This window comes from Streptomyces sp. JNUCC 63 (assembly GCF_054366325.1).
On the sequence record NZ_CM135963.1, the window covers coordinates 6,766,056 to 6,782,776 of the forward strand.

The following is a 16,721-nucleotide window of genomic DNA, read 5'->3' on the forward strand; positions in this document are numbered from 1 at the left end:
GGCGCCCTACACCCGGGTGGCGCTCCGCGCCGCGACGGCCGCGTCGAGGTCCGCGAACAGCAGCTCGCCGTTGATCGCCGCACCGGCCCGGTAGCCGCGGCTCGCCGCGTTGATCACCTGCTCGGCGAAGCCGCTCGCGTTCCCGGCGGCCCACAGGCCGGGCACGGTCGTCAGGCCGCGCTCGTCGGTCACCGGGTACGCTCCGAACGGTGTCTCGCGCAGCTCGGCGCCCAGCCGCCGCAGGAGACCGGTCCGCGGGACGGCGCGGGGCGAGACGAACAGCGCCTCGCGGGCGTGTGCCGTGCTGTCCGCGAGCCGGACCCCGGTCAGCCGGTCGGCCTCGACGAGCAGTTCCGCCACCCGGCCGGGCACCACGCGGACGCCGGCCGCCGCGAGCCTGCACAGGTCGTCGTCGGACAGCTCCGCCTCGGCGAGCTCGTGCAGGAAGAAGGTCACGTCCTTGGACCACTGGGTCACCATCAGCGCCTGGTGGACACTCAGTGGGCCGGTGGCGAGCACACCGAAGGCCTGGTCGCGGACCTCCCAGCCGTGGCAGTACGGGCAGTGCAGCACGTCCCGGCCGAAGCGCTCGGCCAGGCCCGGAACCGGTGGCAGCTCGTCCTTCAGCCCGGTGGCGACGACCACCTGCCGGGCGTGGACGGTGCGCCCTTCCGCCAAGGTCACGTCGAACTCCCCTCCGGCGTCCCGGACGGCGTCCACCGCCCGGTCCCGGACCAGCTCCACCCCGTACCGTGCGATCTCCTCGCGGCCGGCGGCGAGGAACGCGGCCGGCGGCATCCCGTCCCGCGTGAGAAATCCCTGCATGTGCGCGGCGGGCGCGTTGCGCGGCTCGCCCGCGTCGACGACCAGTGTGCGTCGCCGGGCCCGGCCGAGGACCAGCGCGGCGGACAGCCCGGCCGCGCCGCCGCCGATGACGACGGCCTCGTACCTCTCGCTCTTCTGCTCGGTCACGGTGACCACCTCCATCGTGAAGGTCGTCCATGCGGTGCCGTATTGACAAATGCTTTTGCCGATTCTGCAATGAGCGCATGACTACCGAGGACGTTCTGGCCGACGTGGGCCCGCGGCTCCGGCGGATCAGGAAGGAGCGGGAGGTGACCCTCGCCGCGCTCTCCGAGGCGACCGGGATCTCCGTCAGCACCCTCTCGCGGCTGGAGTCGGGCCTGCGCAGACCCAGCCTGGAGCTGCTGCTGCCGATCGCGCAGGCCCATCAGGTGCCCCTGGACGAGCTGGTCGGGGCGCCGCCGGTCGGCGACCCGCGGGTGCGCGCGAAGCCGATCGTGCGCGGCGGGCGCACCCACTGGCCGCTCACCCGCCGGCCGGGCGGCCTGCAGGCGTTCAAGGTGCTCGAACCGCGGCGCAGGCTCGAACCGGACCAGCGGACCCACGAGGGGTACGAGTGGCTGTACGTGCTGTCCGGCAGGCTCCGGCTGGTGCTGGGTGAGCACGACCTCGTGCTGACGGCGGGCGAGGCGGCCGAGTTCGACACGCGGGTGCCGCACTGGTTCGGGTCGACGGGGGAGGGGCCGGTGGAGTTCCTGAGTCTGTTCGGGCCGCAGGGCGAGCGGATGCACGTACGGGCGCGGCCGTCACGGCCGTCGCGCCGTGGTGAAGCCGACTGACTTCCGGTGTTCCCCGATCGGCAAGCGACCGCTTAGTATGCGATCGACCCGGTCCGACGACGCAGTCCCTGGAGGCGGCGCATGCAGGCATGGCGAGTGCACGAGAACGGCGAGCCGAACGAGGTGATGCGCCTGGAGGAGACCGAGCCGCCCACCCCCGGCGACGGCCAGGTCCTGCTCAGGGTGCGTGCCGCCAACATCAACTTCCCCGACGCGCTGCTGTGCCGGGGCCAGTACCAGGTCCGGCCGCCGCTGCCCTTCACACCGGGCGTGGAGATCTGCGGCGAGACCGAGGACGGGCGCCGGGTGATCGCCAACCCGGCGCTGCCGTACGGCGGTTTCGCCGAGTACGCCGTCGCCGACGCCGCCGCCCTCCTGCCCGCCCCGGACGCGCTGGACGACGCCGAGGCCGCGGCCCTGCACATCGGCTACCAGACGGGCTGGTTCGGCCTGCACCGCAGGGCCCGCCTCGAGGCCGGCGAGACGTTGCTCGTGCACGCCGCCGCCGGCGGGGTCGGCAGCGCGGCCGTGCAGCTCGGCAAGGCGGCCGGCGCCAGGGTCATCGGTGTCGTCGGCGGCGTGGAGAAGGCCGCCGTGGCCCGGGAGCTGGGCTGCGACGTCGTCGTGGACCGGCGCGGCGAGGACGTCATCGCCGCCGTCAAGGAGGCCACCGGCGGCCGGGGCGCCGACGTGATCTACGACCCGGTCGGCGGCGAGGCGTACGCCCAGTCCGCCAAGGTCGTCGCCTTCGAGGGCCGGATCGTCGTCGTGGGCTTCGCGAGCGGGTCCATCCCGAGCCCGGCGCTCAACCACGCCCTCGTCAAGAACTACGCGATCCTCGGCCTGCACTGGGGCCTGTACAACACCAGGAACCCCAAGCTGGTCCAGCACTGCCACGAGCAGCTCACCGAGCTGGCCGCCCGGGGCGCGATCAAGCCGCTGGTGAGCGAACGGGTGCCGCTGGACGGGGCGGCGGCCGCCGTGCAGCGGGTCGTCGACGGTGTCACCACGGGCCGTATCGCCGTGGTGCCTTCGCTGGAGAACGGAGCCGTCGCATGACCGACAGCCCCATCGACGCGGCCGAACTGCGCCGCCGCACCCGCGAGTTGCTGGCCGCGCATCATCCCACCCGTCTCCCACCACCCTCGACCGAGGGCCCTGCGGGCCCGCCCTCCTCATCCGCCACCACGGATCGCCTCGACTTCCTCAGGGCCCGCTTCGACGCCGGGCTCGCCTGGGTGCACTACCCGGAGGGCCTCGGCGGCCTCGGCGCCCCCCGCTCCCTCCAGGCCGTCGTGGACGCGGAGCTGGAGGCCGCGGGCGCCCCGGACAACGACCCGCGCCGCATCGGCATCGGCCTCGGCATGGCCGCCCCGACCATCCTGCGCTACGGCACCGAGGAGCAGAAGCGGCGCTTCCTGAAGCCCCTGTGGACCGGCGAGGAGGTGTGGTGCCAGCTGTTCAGCGAGCCCGGCGCCGGATCGGACCTCGCCGCCCTCGGCACCCGCGCCGTCCGAGAGGGCGACGACTGGGTGGTCGACGGGCAGAAGGTGTGGACCTCCAGCGCCCACCTCGCCCGCTGGGCCATCCTCATCGCCCGCACCGACCCGGACGTGCCCAAGCATCAGGGCATCACCTACTTCCTGTGCGACATGACCGACCCCGGCGTCGAGGTCCGGCCGCTGCGCCAGATCACCGGAGAGGCCGAGTTCAACGAGGTCTTCCTGACCGGCGTCCGCATCCCCGACTCCCGCCGCCTGGGCGAGACCGGCGACGGCTGGCGGGTCGCGCAGACCACCCTCATGAACGAGCGCGTGTCCATCGGCGGTATGCGGCTGCCCCGGGAGGGCGGCATGATCGGTCCGGTCGCGAAGACCTGGCGCGAACGCCCGGAACTGCGCACCCACGACCTGCACCAGCGGCTGCTGAAGCTGTGGGTGGAGGCCGAGGTCGCCCGCCTCACCGGCGAACGCCTGCGCCAGCAGCTCGTCGCCGGCCAGCCCGGCCCCGAGGGCTCCGGCATGAAGCTCGCCTTCGCCCGCCTCAACCAGGAGATCAGCGGCTTGGAGGTCGAACTGCGCGGCGAAGAAGGGCTGTTGTACGACGACTGGACCATGCGCCGCCCCGAACTGGTCGACTTCACCGGCCGCGACGCCGGCTACCGCTACCTGCGCTCCAAGGGCAACAGCATCGAGGGCGGGACCAGCGAGGTCCTGCTGAACATCGTCGCCGAGCGCGTCCTGGGCCTGCCCGCCGAGCCGCGCACCGACAAGGACGTCGCGTGGAAGGACCTGGCCAAATGACAGATCTTCTCTACTCGGAGGAGGAAGAGGCGCTGCGCGCCGCCGTCCGGGACCTGCTCACCGACCACTGCGACCCGGCGGACGTGATCGCGCGCATGGAGTCGGACGCGCCGCACGACCTCGCGCTGTGGAAGTCGCTCGCCGAGGGCATGGGCCTGGCGGGCCTGCTGGTGCCCGAGGAGGGGGGCGGCCAGGGTGCCACGCACCGCGAGGCGGCCGTGGTCCTGGAGGAGTTGGGCCGGGCCGTGGCCCCCGTCCCGTATCTCACGAGCGCCGTGGTCGCCACCGAGGCGCTGCTGGCCTGCGCGGGCGAGGAGGCCGCGGGGCTGCTGGCCGACCTGGCGTCCGGCCGGAGGATCGGCGCCCTGGCCGTCGGGCTGCACACCGCACCGGGCGGCGCCTTCAGGGCCGTACGCGCCGAAGACGGGTGTCTGCACGGGGAGTTGACCGGTATCGCGGACGCCGCCGTGGCCGATGTCCTGCTGGTGCCGGCCGAGGACGGCGGGCTGTACGCCGTGAGGGCGGACGCGGTGACGGTCACGCCGCAGGTGTCCCTGGACCTGACCCGGCCCGTGACGACGGTCGTCTTCGAGGGCGCTGCGGGACGCCGGCTGGGCGATGCCGAGCCCGCCGTACGCCGGGCCCTGCGCGCCGGGGCGGGGCTGCTCGCCTCCGAGCAACTAGGCATCGCCGACCGGGCCTTGACCGAGACCGTGCGCTACCTGAAGGAGCGCAAGCAGTTCAACCGGCCCGTGGGCGGTTTCCAGGGGCTCAAGCACCGGCTCGCCCAGCTGTGGCTCGAGATCGTCGGCCTCCGCGCCGCCGCCCGGAGCGCGGCCGACGCACTGGCCCGGGGCGAGGACGCCGACGTGGCGGTCGCCGTCGCCCAGGCCTACGCGGTCCCCGTCGCCGTCCACGCGGCCGAGGAGGCGCTGCAGCTGCACGGCGGCATCGGCATGACCTGGGAGCACCCGGTCCACCTCCACCTCAAGCGGGCCAAGGCCGACTCCATCGCCTACGGCACGGCGGGCGCCCATCGCGAGGAGCTGGCCGGACTGGTCGACCTCCAGGCCCCCTGACACACCCGGGGCCAGCGTCAGAACCACACGTTCGGGGGACACGTCTGCCGCCCGGCCGAACCCTCCGCTGCGCCACACTTGCGGCCGAAAGCCGCGATGTGGGCGTGGCGGAGGAGGTTGACGATGGCGATTTCCATCTCTGTGGTGCTGCTGCTCCTGATCATCGCGGTGATCTTCGTGCGCAACGGCGCCCTGAAGTTCTCGCACGCCCTGGTCTGTGTGCTGCTCGGCTTCTTCCTGGCCGGCACGAGCATGGCGCCCACCATCCACGAGGGCCTGGCGGCCACGGCACAGATCGTCGGCAGCCTGCGCCCTTGACGCGGTGTCCCGCGCGGGGCTCAGGCGCCGACCACGCGGGAACGGATGAGGAAACGCACTCCTTCGGGCGCCTCCAGGGAGAAACCGCTGCCCCGGCCGGGCACCACGTCGACGATCAGCCGGGTGTGGCTCCACACCGCGTACTGGCTGCGCGACATCCAGAACGCCACCGGCCGGTCCACCCCCTCCACCTCCAGCTCCGCGAGCAGCACGTCCGAACCGCCGGTACGGAACTCGCCCGCCGGGTAGCACATGGGCGCGCTGCCGTCGCAGCAGCCGTCCGACTGGTGGAACATCAGCGGTCCGTGCGCCTCGCTCAGCCGCCGCACCAGATCGGCCGCCGCGGGCGTGAGCTCGACGCGCGGGGTCTCCTCGTACATCGTCGCCGTCCTTCGCCGCACAGGAAGCAGAAGCCGGGGCCCGTGGCCCGGGATCCAGACAAGCAGCGCCGAGGTTGCGACAAGGTTGCACCGGCCGCGGCGGTGGTCAGCTCTCCTCCCCGGGCAGGGACTGCTCGGTCCAGACCGTCTTGCCCGAGGGGGTGAAGCGGGTGCCCCAGGCCTGGGCCAGCTGGGCGACGATGAACAGGCCGCGGCCGCCCTCGTCGACGACCCGGGCGTGGCGCAGGTGCGGAGCGGCAGGGCCGGAGTCCCGCACCTCGCAGGTGAGGGTGCGGTCGTTGATCAGGCGGAGTTCGATCGGCGGGGCTCCGTACCTGAGGGCGTTGGTGACGAGTTCGCTGACGATGAGCTGCGCGTTGTAAGCCGTTTCGGCGTTCACGCGCCAGGCGGTGAGCTGTTCGCGGGCATGGCCGCGTGCGGTGGCCACCGAGGAGGCGTCCGCGTCGAGCCGCCAGGAGGCGAACCCGTCCGGCGAGAAGGAGCGGACGCGTGCGACGATCACCGCCGCGTCACCCGCGCCCAGGCTGTCCGGAAGGGCGTAGACGAGGGCGTCGCACAGGTCCCGCAGCGGACGCTCGACGTAGTCGGGCGCCATACGCAGCGGCCCGGAGGACTGCGCGAGATGGGCGGTGATGCGCGGATCGCTGGCGAAGACCAGCACGCTGCCCTCCGGCACCTCGAACTCGACGGTCGCGAAGGGCGCGTCCTCCCCTGTGGCCAGAGACGGTCCGGCCGGGCAGTCGGGAACGGTGACGGTGCGGTCCGGGAGGATCACGACGGGGGCCAGGGAGCCGGCCGCCGCCATCACGCACGTGCCGACCAGGGGATCGTGGACGGCGTACACGCAGTCGGCGGTGAGCGCCTCGCGGCGCAGCGGGTCGCCCAGCGGCAGGTCCGCCTGCTCGGACGCCAGCTCGGCCGCCGTGTCGTGCAGCCGGGCCATGAGTTCGTCGGGAGCGAGGTCGAAGGCCGACAGGGACCGTACGACGGTGCGTAGCCGGCCCATGGTCGTGGCCGCGTTCAGGCCCTGCCCGAACACCTTGCCGACCACGAGCGCGGTGCGGACGCCGGACAGGGCGATTGTGTCGTACCAGGCGCCGGGATCGGCACCGGTGACCGACAGAAAGGCGGCCTGAAGGGATGTGTGGCTCTCCGGGCGCCGGGGCAGCAGCCGGCGCTGGACCAGGGCGGCCACGGCGTGCTCACGGACGTAGCGCCGGGCGTTGTCGATGCCCAGGGCGGCGTGCGCGGCCAGCTCGACGGCGAGCTGCCGGTCGTCCGCGTCGAACGGCGGGGACGACCCCGCTCGGTAGAGGCTGACCAGCCCGAGCGCCGCGTCGCGCAGGGCCAGGGGCACCACCAGCAGCGTATGGCACTGCGCCGCGTGCATCGCCTCCGCGCGCGCGGGGTCGACGGGCAGCCACGGGTCGGACGGGTGCAGCGAAACCACCCGGGGCCGCAGATCGGCCAGCGCTTGGGTGAAGGGCGTGGGAGCCGGCAGACGGCGTACGTCACCCACGGGATGCGCCTGCAGCGGGCTGCTGTGGCTGCTGCGGAAGGCGGTGCGCATCAGGGGCGTGCCCGGCGGCAGCGGGGCGAGGGGCGGGTCGTCGCCGCGGAGCACGGAGTCCACCACCTCCACGATGGCCACGTCGGTGAACTCGGGGACCACGGCTCCGACGAGCTCCTCGCCGCTCACCGATGGATCCAGGGTCCGGCCCACGCGCCGCCGGACCGCATCCAGCACCCTGATGCGGGAGCGTCCACGTTCCCGTTCGGTGACGTCGACCGCGGTCACCGCCAGGCCCAGCACCCGCCCGCGCGGACTTTGCAGGCGCAGGGCGGTGATCTCGAAGTACCGCTCCTCGGGCGGGTCCCCCTGGACGTGTGCCCGCACGATGCGCTCGCGCAGGGCGTCCCCGCTCTCCAGCACGTCCCGCAGCAGGACCTCCACCTCGTTGCCCTCGACGATGTGGTACGCGTCGCGGAAAGGACGCCCGACCAGATCGTCCGCGGACCGGCTCCGCATGGCGGGCGTGGTGGTGTTGAGCCGGACCACCCGCAGATCGGTGTCCAGCAGATGGAGACCGATCGGCGAACTGCTGAACAGCGCCTCCAGCAGGGAGGCCGACATCTCGTCCACGAACCTGTCGGCATCGCCGTACGCCAATGGGACCTCCTCCGGGCTCCACCTCCACGCCCAGCCGGGCGCGCGGCTGCCGACGCGCACTCGAGGGCGCTTTTCCAGCGTGCTCCGCCCCCGCGGCGCCCGCACTCGCAGGACGCGCGGTGCGGGGAGCGGTTCGCGCTGACGGGACCGGTGATCCCTCCCGTGTGACGCGCGCGCGTGCGTGGACACTGGGATCCTGAAACGGCAAGGAGCGCTGCCAGATGACCTGACGGACAGTGGTGGTGAGCGCGGTGTCCGAACGTGGAGGCAACAGGCCCCGGCCGCCGGCCGCGGGCGTCGATCCGCTGGGGGACCCGTTCCTGCGGACCCGCTTCGCCGTGCCGGTGCGGCCGGCCACCTTCCTGCGCCGGCAGCGCCTGGTCGAGGTGCTCGACCAGGCGCCGGACCCGCTGCTGACGATGGTCAACGGATGCGCGGGCGCCGGCAAGACGCTCCTGGTCGCCGACTGGGCCGCCCACCTGGGACGACCGGTGGCCTGGCTCACCGTCGACGCCTGCGACCAGGCGCCCGGCGTCTTCTGGGCCTACCTGCTGGAGGCCCTGCGCGCCTCGGGGGCCGACGAGATCCGGGACGTCGGCTGCCCGGCCGACGCCGGCGCGGTGGACCACGGCCTGCTCGCCCGGCTCGCCGCACAGCTGAACGGCCGCGACCGGCCCCTGACCGTCGTCCTCGACGAGTACGACCGCGTGACCGCCCCGGAGATCGCCGACCAGCTCGGCTTCGTCCTGCACCACGCCGGCCGGGGCATGCGCCTGGTCCTCGTCACCCGCACCGAACCGACCCTGCCCCTGCACCGCTACCGCGCGGACGGCACCCTGACCGAGATCAGGGACGCGGAGCTGGCCTTCACCCCCGAGGAGGCGGCGACACTGCTGGAACTGCACGGGCTGCGTCTGGGCCCCGACGCGGCCCGCGCGCTCGTCGAGCGCACCCGGGGCTGGGCGGCGGGCCTGCGGCTGTGCGCCCTGGCCGCGCAGCAGAGCAGCGACCCCGAGACGTACCTCAAGGAGTTCGAGGCCGGACAGAGCACGATCGCCGACTTCCTGCTGGCCGAGGTGCTCAAGAGACAGCCGGCCCCGACCCAGGACCTGCTGCTGCGGGTCAGCGTCCTCGACCGGTTCTGCCCCGACCTGGCCAACGCGCTCGCCGGCCGCCGGGACGCCGAACCCATCCTGGCCGAACTGCACCGGGCCAACGCGTTCGTCGAACACCTCGGCCACTCCTGGTACCGCCTCCACCCGCTCTTCGCGGAGATCCTCGGAGCCCATCTCAGAGTGCGGTTCCCCAGCCTGGAGACCGAACTGCACCGCAGGGCCGCCGAGTGGCTGCGGCACCGCGGGCCGCTGCCCGACACGCTCGCCCACGGCGCCGCGGCCGGCGACTGGGAGTTCACCGCCCGCGTCCTCGTCGACGACCTGGCGATCGGCCAGTTCTTCACCGGCCTGCGCTCCGACGGCCTGGGCGAGCTGTTCGCACGGATGCCCCCCGGCGCCACCGGCCCCGAGGCCGACCTCGTCCGCGCGGCGCGCGAACTGTCCGACCGCGACCTGGACCACGCGCACGTGCACCTGGAACACGCCCGCCGCGAACTCGCCCGGGCCGGCCCCGGCAGGGCGGCGGCCCGGCTCAGCTGCGCGCTCCTGGACGCCCTCGCCGCCCGGCTGACCGGAGCCCCGGGCCGCGCCGAACACGCGGCCCGGGCGGCGCGGGAACTGCGGCAGGACATCCCGGCCGAGCTCCTGGACAGACACCCCGAACTCCCCGCCCTGCTGCAGACCCACCTGGGCGCGGCCCGTCTGTGGGCAGGGTGCTTCGACGATGCCCGGGCCGCGCTGTCCGCGGCGGCCGCCGGATCCGGCGGGGCGACGGCGCTGCCCCGGGAGGAGTCCCTGGGCCAGCTCGCGCTCATCGACTACCTGACCGGCTGGCCCACCCGCGCCGAACGCGGGGCCCTGGCGGCACTCACCGACGCCGAACGCTTCAGCCTGGCCGAGCCGACCGGTCTGGGTCTGGTCCACCTGGTGCTGGCCGCGGTGGCCGTGGACCGTGACGAACTGGACGACGCCCAGGCCCTCCTGGACCGGGCGGCGGCCGTGCAACCGGTGCCGCCGGACCCCGTGACCGCCGCGAGCCGCGTCATCGCACAGGCCCGCCTCCAACTGGCCCGCGGACAGCCCGGGGCCGCCCTGGAGACCGCCGAGTCCGCCGTCCCGGCCGCCGTGGCCTCCCCGTGGGCCGAGAACCACACGGCGCTCGTCGTCTCCGCCGCCCACCTCGCCGAGGGCCGCCCCGAGACGGCCGTGAAGGTGCTGGAGGACGCGGTGGGCCAGGAGGCCGCGTGCACGGTGGCGGCCGCCCGGGCCCACCTGGCCGCGGGAGACCCGGACATCGCCCTGGACCTGCTCGACCACCTGCCCGCCGACGAGCACAGGGGTCCCGCGGTGACGGTCCGGGCCCTGCTGGCGCGCGCCGAGGCCGCCGGCCGGCAGGGCGACCCCACCACCGCGCGCCGGCTCGCCACCAGGGCACTGGCGGAGGCCCGGCGCGAGCGGCTGCGACGCCCGCTCCTGGAGGCCGGCCCGTGGCTGCGCCGCCTGCTGCGCACGGACGCGCTCCGGGAACCGGCCCGGGGCGGCCCGGCGGCCCGCCCGGAGTCCCGCCTGCGGACCCTGCCGCACACGGCCCGGCAGACCGCCCTGGTCGTCGAGGAACTGAGCGGTCGCGAGCGCGACGTACTCCGGCGGCTCGCCCAGATGATGTCGACCGAGGAGATCGCCGCGGACCTCTTCGTGTCCGTCAACACGGTGAAGACCCACCTCAAGAGCGTCTACCGGAAGCTCGGCGTCAACAGACGGGGCGACGCGGTCCACCGCGCGCGCGAACTCCGTCTCCTGTGAGGGTCACCTGCATCGGGTGAGGTCCCGCGGCCGGCCGGGGCGGACCCTCGGACAGGGGGCGTGGTACGCCCGTCCCCAGGCCACCGCGGGAGCAGCTGATGCGCTACGAGATCCGTGTCGACGGGCACATGTCGGAGACGCTGGCCAAGGCGTTCCCGGAGCTGGACCACGTGGTGATGTCCGGCCAGACGGTCCTGTTCGGCCCCGTGGTGGACGAGGCGCACCTGTACGGGCTGCTGGCCCGCTGCCAGTCGCTGGGCCTGCGGGTCCTGGAGATGCGGCGTGTCCCGGAGTGAGCCGATCCCGGAGTGAGCCGATCCCGGAGTGAGCCGATCCCGGAGTGAGCCGATCCCGGAGTGAGCCGATCCCGGAGTGAGCCGATCCCGGAGTGCGCCACTCGCTACTCGGGCGGCCGTTCCCGGTGCTGCTGCCGCAGACCCGCCTGGATGGCGCTCGTCAGCACGCGCGCGGCGACCCCCACGAGCAGCAGACCGCCCGCCATCTGGAACATGGTCAGCACGCGGGCCGTCTGCGACCGTGCGGTGATGTCGCCGTACCCGACGGTGGTGAACGTGGTCAGGGTGAAGTACAGGGAGTCCGTCCTGGTCAGCGGTTCGCTGAAGGACCTTGGGGCGGTGCGCTCCAGCAGGTAGTAGGCGGTGGCGAAGAGCAGCAGGAAGAACGGCAGCGTGGATGCCAGGGCCTCCACGGCCTTCAGCCGGGGGTACGGCGAGCGTGTGATGACCACGACCTCCCAGGCGAAGACCAGCGCGACACCCACCAGCCCGAGCGCGAGCAGGGCGGCCGCCGCGTTCGTGCGGCCGCCGTCCAGGGGCAGCAGGTAGTACGCGGCGACGAGTCCGGCCGTGACGAGCGCGGAGCGGGCGAGCATCACGGCGGCCGCCCACCGGGGCGCGCGCTGCCCCCGGTTCCTCCCCGGCGGACACCTGCCCGCGGCGGCGTCCGGGGGGCGAGGAACTGCTGGATCGCCCATCTGGTGTCCCTCCCGTTCCGCTGTCCGGCAAGCGGGCGTGCGGGTCCGGTCCCAGATCATCCTGGCAGGGATCCGGCCGGATCACCCCCCATGGGTGACCCGGCGGGCGAGGCCCCGCGGGACGCTGGCCTTCGGGTCCTCGCACACCGTCCCGTCGGCGGTCCGGCAGCGACCTGCACCCGATCCCGCGAGGAGGAGCCATGACCGTATCGCGTGGTTCGGCACCACGTGCCGGAACCGAACACGGGCCCGACGGGACGGATCCCGGCCCGGCAGGCGGTCCCGCGGACGCCCTGGCGGGACTCGGCACCTCGTGGACCTGGCTGCTGGCCTCGGCGCTGGCGACACTGGTGCCGGGGATCGTCCTGCTCGCCTGGCCCGGCGGGACACTGCACGTCCTGGCGGTCGTCGTCGGGCTGTACCTGTTGGTGACCGGCGCGTTCCGGTTCGTCACCGCGTTCTCCCGGGAGGAGCACGGCGAGCGGCTGCCGCGGCTGCTCGTGGCGGTGCTGTTCGTCCTCGCCGGCGTGCTGTGCCTGCGGCACCCTCTGCAGACCGTCGCCGCGCTCTCGCTGATCGTCGGCGTCGTCTGGCTGCTGTCCGGCATGCTCACCGCCTACGCGGCCCTCGCCGTCAAGGACCTGGCCCACCGCGGCGTCGTCCTCGGCGCGGCGGCACTCGGCATCGTCGCGGGCATCGTCGTACTCGCCCTGCCCACCCAGTCGGCCGTCGTCCTGACCCGGCTGCTCGGCCTGTGGCTCGTCCTGCTCGGCCTGGTCGAACTGGGCGTCGCCTTCGCCTGGCGCTCGGCACTGCGCAAGGCACGAACCGGAGTCCGGTCGGGGCCGACGGCCACGGCGTGAGCTCCTCGGCCATGGAGCAGGCGCCGTCACCGCCGCGGAGCCCGCGCAGCAGCGCGGTGGAGGCGCCCACGGTCACCCGGCTCGGGTGAGGCGCCCGGGTCTTGCCGTGCGGACGCTGAGAGACGGCAGATCGCGGCAGCCGGGCGCGGGCCCGGGACGGAGGAGAGAAATGAGCACGCAGACATACCTCGCGTACGACTATCCGCTGCTGAGCGCCTTCTGGACGATGCTGTGGTTCTTCCTGTGGATCATGTGGTTCATCCTGCTCTTCCGGGTCGTCCTAGACATCTTCCGCGACGACGGCCTGAACGGCTGGGCCAAGGCGGGCTGGCTGGTGTTCTGCATCGTGCTGCCGTTCCTCGGCGTCCTCGTCTACGTCATCGCCCGCGGCAGGGGCATGGGCCGGCGGGAGATCGCCCAGGCGCGGGAGCAGCAGGAGGCCTTCAACGCCCACGTCCGCGAGGCCGCGGGCGGCGGCAGGTCCGGCGTCGACGAACTCGCCCGCCTGTCCGACCTGCGCTCCCGGGGCGACATCACGGACGAGGAGTTCGCCCGGGCCAAGGAGACGGTCCTGTCCGGCGGCGTCCCCGAGGGCCGCGCCACCTCCGTCACCTCCGCCCCCGACACGCCCGGCTCCTCCGTCACCTCCCCTCCCGGCCGCCGCTGAGGCCCGGCCGGACGAGACGGAACGAGGCAGCAGATGACCGCGACCCGCACCGCACGCCCGGGCACGGCGAGGATGGCATGGGCCACCGGCCTGACGGCCTTCGCCGCGGTCATGCTGACGATCACCGGAGTGCTCGGCGTCTTCCGCGGGATCATGGGCATCGCCCGGGACGCCGTCTTCGTCACCACGCGCGGCTACGTCTTCCGATTCGACCTCACCGGCTGGGGCTGGACCCACCTGGTCCTCGGGGCGCTCGCCGTGATCGTCGGCATCGGGCTGTTCCGGACGGCGATGTGGGCCCGCGTGGCCGGTGCGACCATCGCCGGGTTCATCATCCTGGCCAACTTCCTGTCCCTGCCGTACTACCCGCTCTGGTCGGTCGTGATGATCGCCTTCTCCGGCTTCATCATCTGGGCGCTGTGCGTGGCACGCCCCGAGGAACCCCCCACCCCCGCCAGGACCGCCGCCCCGCCGAGCCCCTGACAACCGTCCCCGCTCGGCCAGGACTCGGTCAGGACCCTCCCGCCCCTCGGACACAGGGCCGGGAGGGCCCGAGCCGTACGTGCCGGACTCCTTCCGAGAAGTGCACCACGGGTTCACCGAGAGGGGCGGGCAGGCCCGCCGCGGTGGTCAGCGTCTCCTCCAGTACGTCGACGACGGCGCCGGCCAGCGGCCACGGCTCGTGCTCGACGGGCGTCTCCCAGAGCATCCCCAGCCGGCGTGTGTACGCCCGCCAGCGCGAGATCAGCCACACGTCCCGCTCCGTCGGCTCGATCGGGGCACCGGGGCGGACGACCAGGCGGTAGGAGACCCGGCCCCTCCGCCTGGAACCGGCGTACGAGACGGTGCCCCCGTTCGCGGAGACGCTGAGGGTGCCCAGGTGGTACGGCGCGCCGACGGCACGAGCCGCCAGCATCAGCGGGGAGGCGACTTCGAGGGACAGGAACCACAGCCCGTCCCGTCCGTGCCGGTGCCGGACGTAGGTCCGGAGGTTGGTCTCCGCGAACGTCGGGAGCCCGGGCGCGGTGGCGGGTACGCCGGGAGGGCGTACGTCCGCCATGACGAAGGGCGTGAGCCCCACCCAGGCGACCCCCTCGTACTCGTCCACGACCAGTTCCCCGGGCACCAGAGCCTGCACCGCCTCCGGCCGGAAGGGCCAGTGGACGAACGTCTGCGTCAGCCAGCCGGCCCGCAACGCGGGCAGGCGCACCCGCTGCTCCGCTCCGTACGCCACCACAGCCGGCGAGTCCCCCACGCACCGGCGGCGAAAACGCGGCACAGGCGGCAGGACCGGTGTCAGGCCATGTCCGCGCCGCGCAGCAGGAGTTGTGCCACGGCCATGCCGGCCACCACGATCGCCGCCCGGAACGGCCACCGGCTTCGGCCCCCCGCCGGCACAGCCGTCCCCGCGACCGCCACGATCCCGGCCGCCGCCGCCAGTACCCGGCCCGAGAACGTCACCGCACCGGGTGGCCCCGCGACGACCACGCCCACGGCCGCCACCATCACGAACGGGGCCAGCCACCGGCAGGCCGGGCGGCCCAGCCGCTGCGGCAGCCCGCGCACACCGGCCGCGAGGTCGTCCTCGATGTCCGGAAGCACATTGACCAGGTGCGCCCCCACACCCAGCAGCGCGCCGGCCACGACCGCCCACCAGGCGGGCCAGGACGGCGAGGGCAGGCCGAGGGTGACGAAGGCCGGCAGCGAACCGAAACCCACGGCATAGGGCAGCGCCGAGAGCACCGTGTGCTTGAACACCAGGTTGTAGGTCCAGCCCGCGACCACCATGCCCGCCAGATGCGCCACTCCCGCGGCGGTGCCGCTCAGCAGCGACAGCGGTACACACAGCGCCAGGGCCGTCCCGGCCGCGACAGCCGCCGCCCGGGGCGCGAGTTCACCGGTGGCCACCGGCTTGTCACGCCGCCCGCAGGCCGTGTCGCGCCGGGCGTCGACCGCGTCGTTGCACCAGCCCACCGAGAGCTGCCCGGCCAGCACGGCCGCGGCCACCGCCGCCGAACCCGCCGCCCCGCGGCCCGCCGCCACGGCCAGCGCGGTCACGAACACGGTCACGGCGACCGCCGGCTCCAGGTGGCAGGAGCGCAACAGCAGCACCGGGACACGGTGTGCCGCGGGCGGAAGGGCATCCGGCGGGACGGCGTCGGGCGGGTGGAGTGACACAAAGGGACGTTAAGGGGGCGTATGGCAAGAGGAAGGTATTACCGACATGCGTGTCCCTGTGATCGTCGACGACGTTCCCCTTCCGCCGCCCACCGTGCCGTGCCCGGCGTCCCCGCCCGGCACGGCGAGCACGATCGCCGCGGTCCGCACCGCGCTGCCGCCGCACCGGTACACCCAGGACGACCTCACCGAGGCGATCGGCGACCTGTGCCTCGCCCCGGGGGCCGACCGCGCCGTACTGCGCCGCCTGCACGCCTCCGCCGGTGTGCGCACACGCCATCTCGCCCTGCCGATCGAGCGGTACGCCGGCCTCGGCGACTTCGGGCGGAGCAACGACGCGTGGGTGGCCGCCGGACTCGAACTGGGCGAGGAGGCCCTCAGCGGCGCGCTGCGGGAGGCGGGGCTCCGGTCGGCCGACGTGGATCTGCTGGTGTGCACCTCCATCACCGGCATCGCCGCTCCGTCGCTCGACGCCAGGCTGGCCGGGCGACTGGGCCTGCGGCCCGACGTCAAGAGACTCCCCGTGTTCGGCCTGGGCTGTGTGGCGGGCGCGGCCGGACTCGCCCGGCTGCACGACTATCTGCGGGGGCACCCCGACGACACGGCGGTGCTGCTCAGTGTCGAGCTGTGCTCGCTGACGCTGCAGCGGCACGACGACTCCCGCGCCAACCTCATCGCCGGAGCCCTGTTCGGTGACGGCGCGGCAGCGCTTGTCGCGCGCGGCCACGGCAGGGCGGGGCAGGGCACGGGCGGTCCCTCGGTGGTCGCGACCCGCAGCCGCCTGTATCCGGGCACCGAACAGCTCCTGGGCTGGGACATCGGCGCCAGCGGGTTCCGCGTCGTGATCGACGCCGGCGTCCCCGGGATCGTACGGGACCGGTTCGGCCGGCACCTGTGCGCCTTCCTCGCCGAACACGGCCTGACCACCGACGACATCGGGACCTGGGTGTGCCACCCGGGAGGCCCCAAGGTGCTCTCCGCCGTGGCCGACGCCCTCGGCCTGCCCGGAGACGCCCTGGACACCGCCCGGCACTCCCTCGCGACCGTGGGAAACCTGTCCTCCGCCTCCGTCCTGCACATCCTGCAGACCACCTGGGAGTCCCGCCGGCCCGAGCCCGGCACCTGGGGGCTGGTCCTGGCGATGGGCCCGGGGTTCTGCTCCGAACTCGTCCTGCTGCGCTGGTGAG

Annotated in this window: 17 protein-coding genes; 11 read left to right on the top strand and 6 right to left on the bottom strand. The window is 73.8% G+C overall.

What is annotated here, in order from left to right; translation table 11 throughout:
* Positions 1-6: 6 nt before the first annotated feature.
* Positions 7-987: an NAD(P)/FAD-dependent oxidoreductase gene (locus ACX25U_RS31250; RefSeq protein WP_454384996.1), complete on the bottom strand. Its 981-nt coding sequence runs from the start codon at positions 985-987 to the stop codon at positions 7-9.
* A 62-nt stretch (positions 988-1,049) separates the two neighbouring features.
* Between ACX25U_RS31250 and ACX25U_RS31255 the strand changes: the two genes are divergently transcribed.
* The 5 genes from ACX25U_RS31255 to ACX25U_RS31275 all read left to right on the top strand — a co-directional run bounded on the left by ACX25U_RS31255 (position 1,050) and on the right by ACX25U_RS31275 (position 5,343).
* Complete coding sequence (locus ACX25U_RS31255; RefSeq protein WP_454384998.1) at positions 1,050-1,643, top strand: helix-turn-helix domain-containing protein; 594 nt, start codon at positions 1,050-1,052, stop codon at positions 1,641-1,643.
* An 81-nt stretch (positions 1,644-1,724) separates the two neighbouring features.
* A complete protein-coding gene (locus tag ACX25U_RS31260) occupies positions 1,725-2,702 on the top strand; it encodes an NADPH:quinone oxidoreductase family protein (RefSeq protein ID WP_454385000.1) in 978 nt (325 codons plus the stop codon).
* Positions 2,699-3,946 (top strand): acyl-CoA dehydrogenase family protein, encoded by a 1,248-nt coding sequence (locus ACX25U_RS31265; protein ID WP_454385002.1) that lies wholly within the window; start codon positions 2,699-2,701, stop codon positions 3,944-3,946. The genes ACX25U_RS31260 and ACX25U_RS31265 overlap by 4 nt, the downstream gene beginning before the upstream one ends.
* Positions 3,943-5,025, top strand: a complete 1,083-nt coding sequence (locus ACX25U_RS31270; protein WP_454385003.1) for an acyl-CoA dehydrogenase family protein — start codon at positions 3,943-3,945, stop codon at positions 5,023-5,025. The genes ACX25U_RS31265 and ACX25U_RS31270 overlap by 4 nt, the downstream gene beginning before the upstream one ends.
* A 123-nt stretch (positions 5,026-5,148) precedes the next feature.
* The gene (locus tag ACX25U_RS31275) at positions 5,149-5,343 is read left to right on the top strand and encodes a hypothetical protein (RefSeq protein WP_454385004.1); all 195 of its coding nucleotides are present in this window, start codon (positions 5,149-5,151) and stop codon (positions 5,341-5,343) included.
* A 20-nt stretch (positions 5,344-5,363) separates the two neighbouring features.
* Here ACX25U_RS31275 and ACX25U_RS31280 read toward each other — a convergent pair whose 3' ends face one another.
* Complete coding sequence (locus tag ACX25U_RS31280; protein WP_454385005.1) at positions 5,364-5,723, bottom strand: DUF779 domain-containing protein; 360 nt, start codon at positions 5,721-5,723, stop codon at positions 5,364-5,366.
* A 106-nt stretch (positions 5,724-5,829) separates the two neighbouring features.
* Complete coding sequence (locus tag ACX25U_RS31285; RefSeq protein WP_454385006.1) at positions 5,830-7,914, bottom strand: SpoIIE family protein phosphatase; 2,085 nt, start codon at positions 7,912-7,914, stop codon at positions 5,830-5,832.
* A 242-nt stretch (positions 7,915-8,156) separates the two neighbouring features.
* Here ACX25U_RS31285 and ACX25U_RS31290 point away from each other — a divergent pair, with 242 nt between their 5' ends.
* Positions 8,157-10,832, top strand: a complete 2,676-nt coding sequence (locus ACX25U_RS31290; protein ID WP_454385008.1) for a LuxR C-terminal-related transcriptional regulator — start codon at positions 8,157-8,159, stop codon at positions 10,830-10,832.
* Between the two features lie 98 nt (positions 10,833-10,930).
* A complete protein-coding gene (locus tag ACX25U_RS31295; RefSeq protein ID WP_454385009.1) occupies positions 10,931-11,128 on the top strand; it encodes a hypothetical protein in 198 nt (65 codons plus the stop codon).
* Between the two features lie 104 nt (positions 11,129-11,232).
* Here ACX25U_RS31295 and ACX25U_RS31300 read toward each other — a convergent pair whose 3' ends face one another.
* Positions 11,233-11,826, bottom strand: a complete 594-nt coding sequence (locus ACX25U_RS31300; protein WP_454385010.1) for a potassium channel family protein — start codon at positions 11,824-11,826, stop codon at positions 11,233-11,235.
* Positions 11,827-12,026: 200 nt separating this feature from the next.
* Between ACX25U_RS31300 and ACX25U_RS31305 the strand changes: the two genes are divergently transcribed.
* The 3 genes from ACX25U_RS31305 (at position 12,027) to ACX25U_RS31315 (ending at position 13,839) form a co-directional block, all read left to right on the top strand.
* Positions 12,027-12,689, top strand: a complete 663-nt coding sequence (locus ACX25U_RS31305) for an HdeD family acid-resistance protein (RefSeq protein WP_454385011.1) — start codon at positions 12,027-12,029, stop codon at positions 12,687-12,689.
* 169 nt (positions 12,690-12,858) lie between these two features.
* A complete protein-coding gene (locus tag ACX25U_RS31310; protein ID WP_454385013.1) occupies positions 12,859-13,356 on the top strand; it encodes an SHOCT domain-containing protein in 498 nt (165 codons plus the stop codon).
* 33 nt (positions 13,357-13,389) lie between these two features.
* A complete protein-coding gene (locus ACX25U_RS31315) occupies positions 13,390-13,839 on the top strand; it encodes a DUF7144 family membrane protein (RefSeq protein WP_454385014.1) in 450 nt (149 codons plus the stop codon).
* A 28-nt stretch (positions 13,840-13,867) separates the two neighbouring features.
* Here the strand turns inward: ACX25U_RS31315 and ACX25U_RS31320 are convergent, their stop codons facing one another.
* Positions 13,868-14,593: a YqjF family protein gene (locus ACX25U_RS31320; protein ID WP_454385016.1), complete on the bottom strand. Its 726-nt coding sequence runs from the start codon at positions 14,591-14,593 to the stop codon at positions 13,868-13,870.
* Positions 14,594-14,652: 59 nt separating this feature from the next.
* Positions 14,653-15,462: a UbiA family prenyltransferase gene (locus ACX25U_RS31325; RefSeq protein WP_454394598.1), complete on the bottom strand. Its 810-nt coding sequence runs from the start codon at positions 15,460-15,462 to the stop codon at positions 14,653-14,655.
* Between the two features lie 118 nt (positions 15,463-15,580).
* Here ACX25U_RS31325 and ACX25U_RS31330 point away from each other — a divergent pair, with 118 nt between their 5' ends.
* Positions 15,581-16,720, top strand: coding sequence for a type III polyketide synthase (locus ACX25U_RS31330; RefSeq protein ID WP_454385018.1), 1,140 nt, complete (start codon positions 15,581-15,583; stop codon positions 16,718-16,720).
* Position 16,721: the final 1 nt, after the last annotated feature.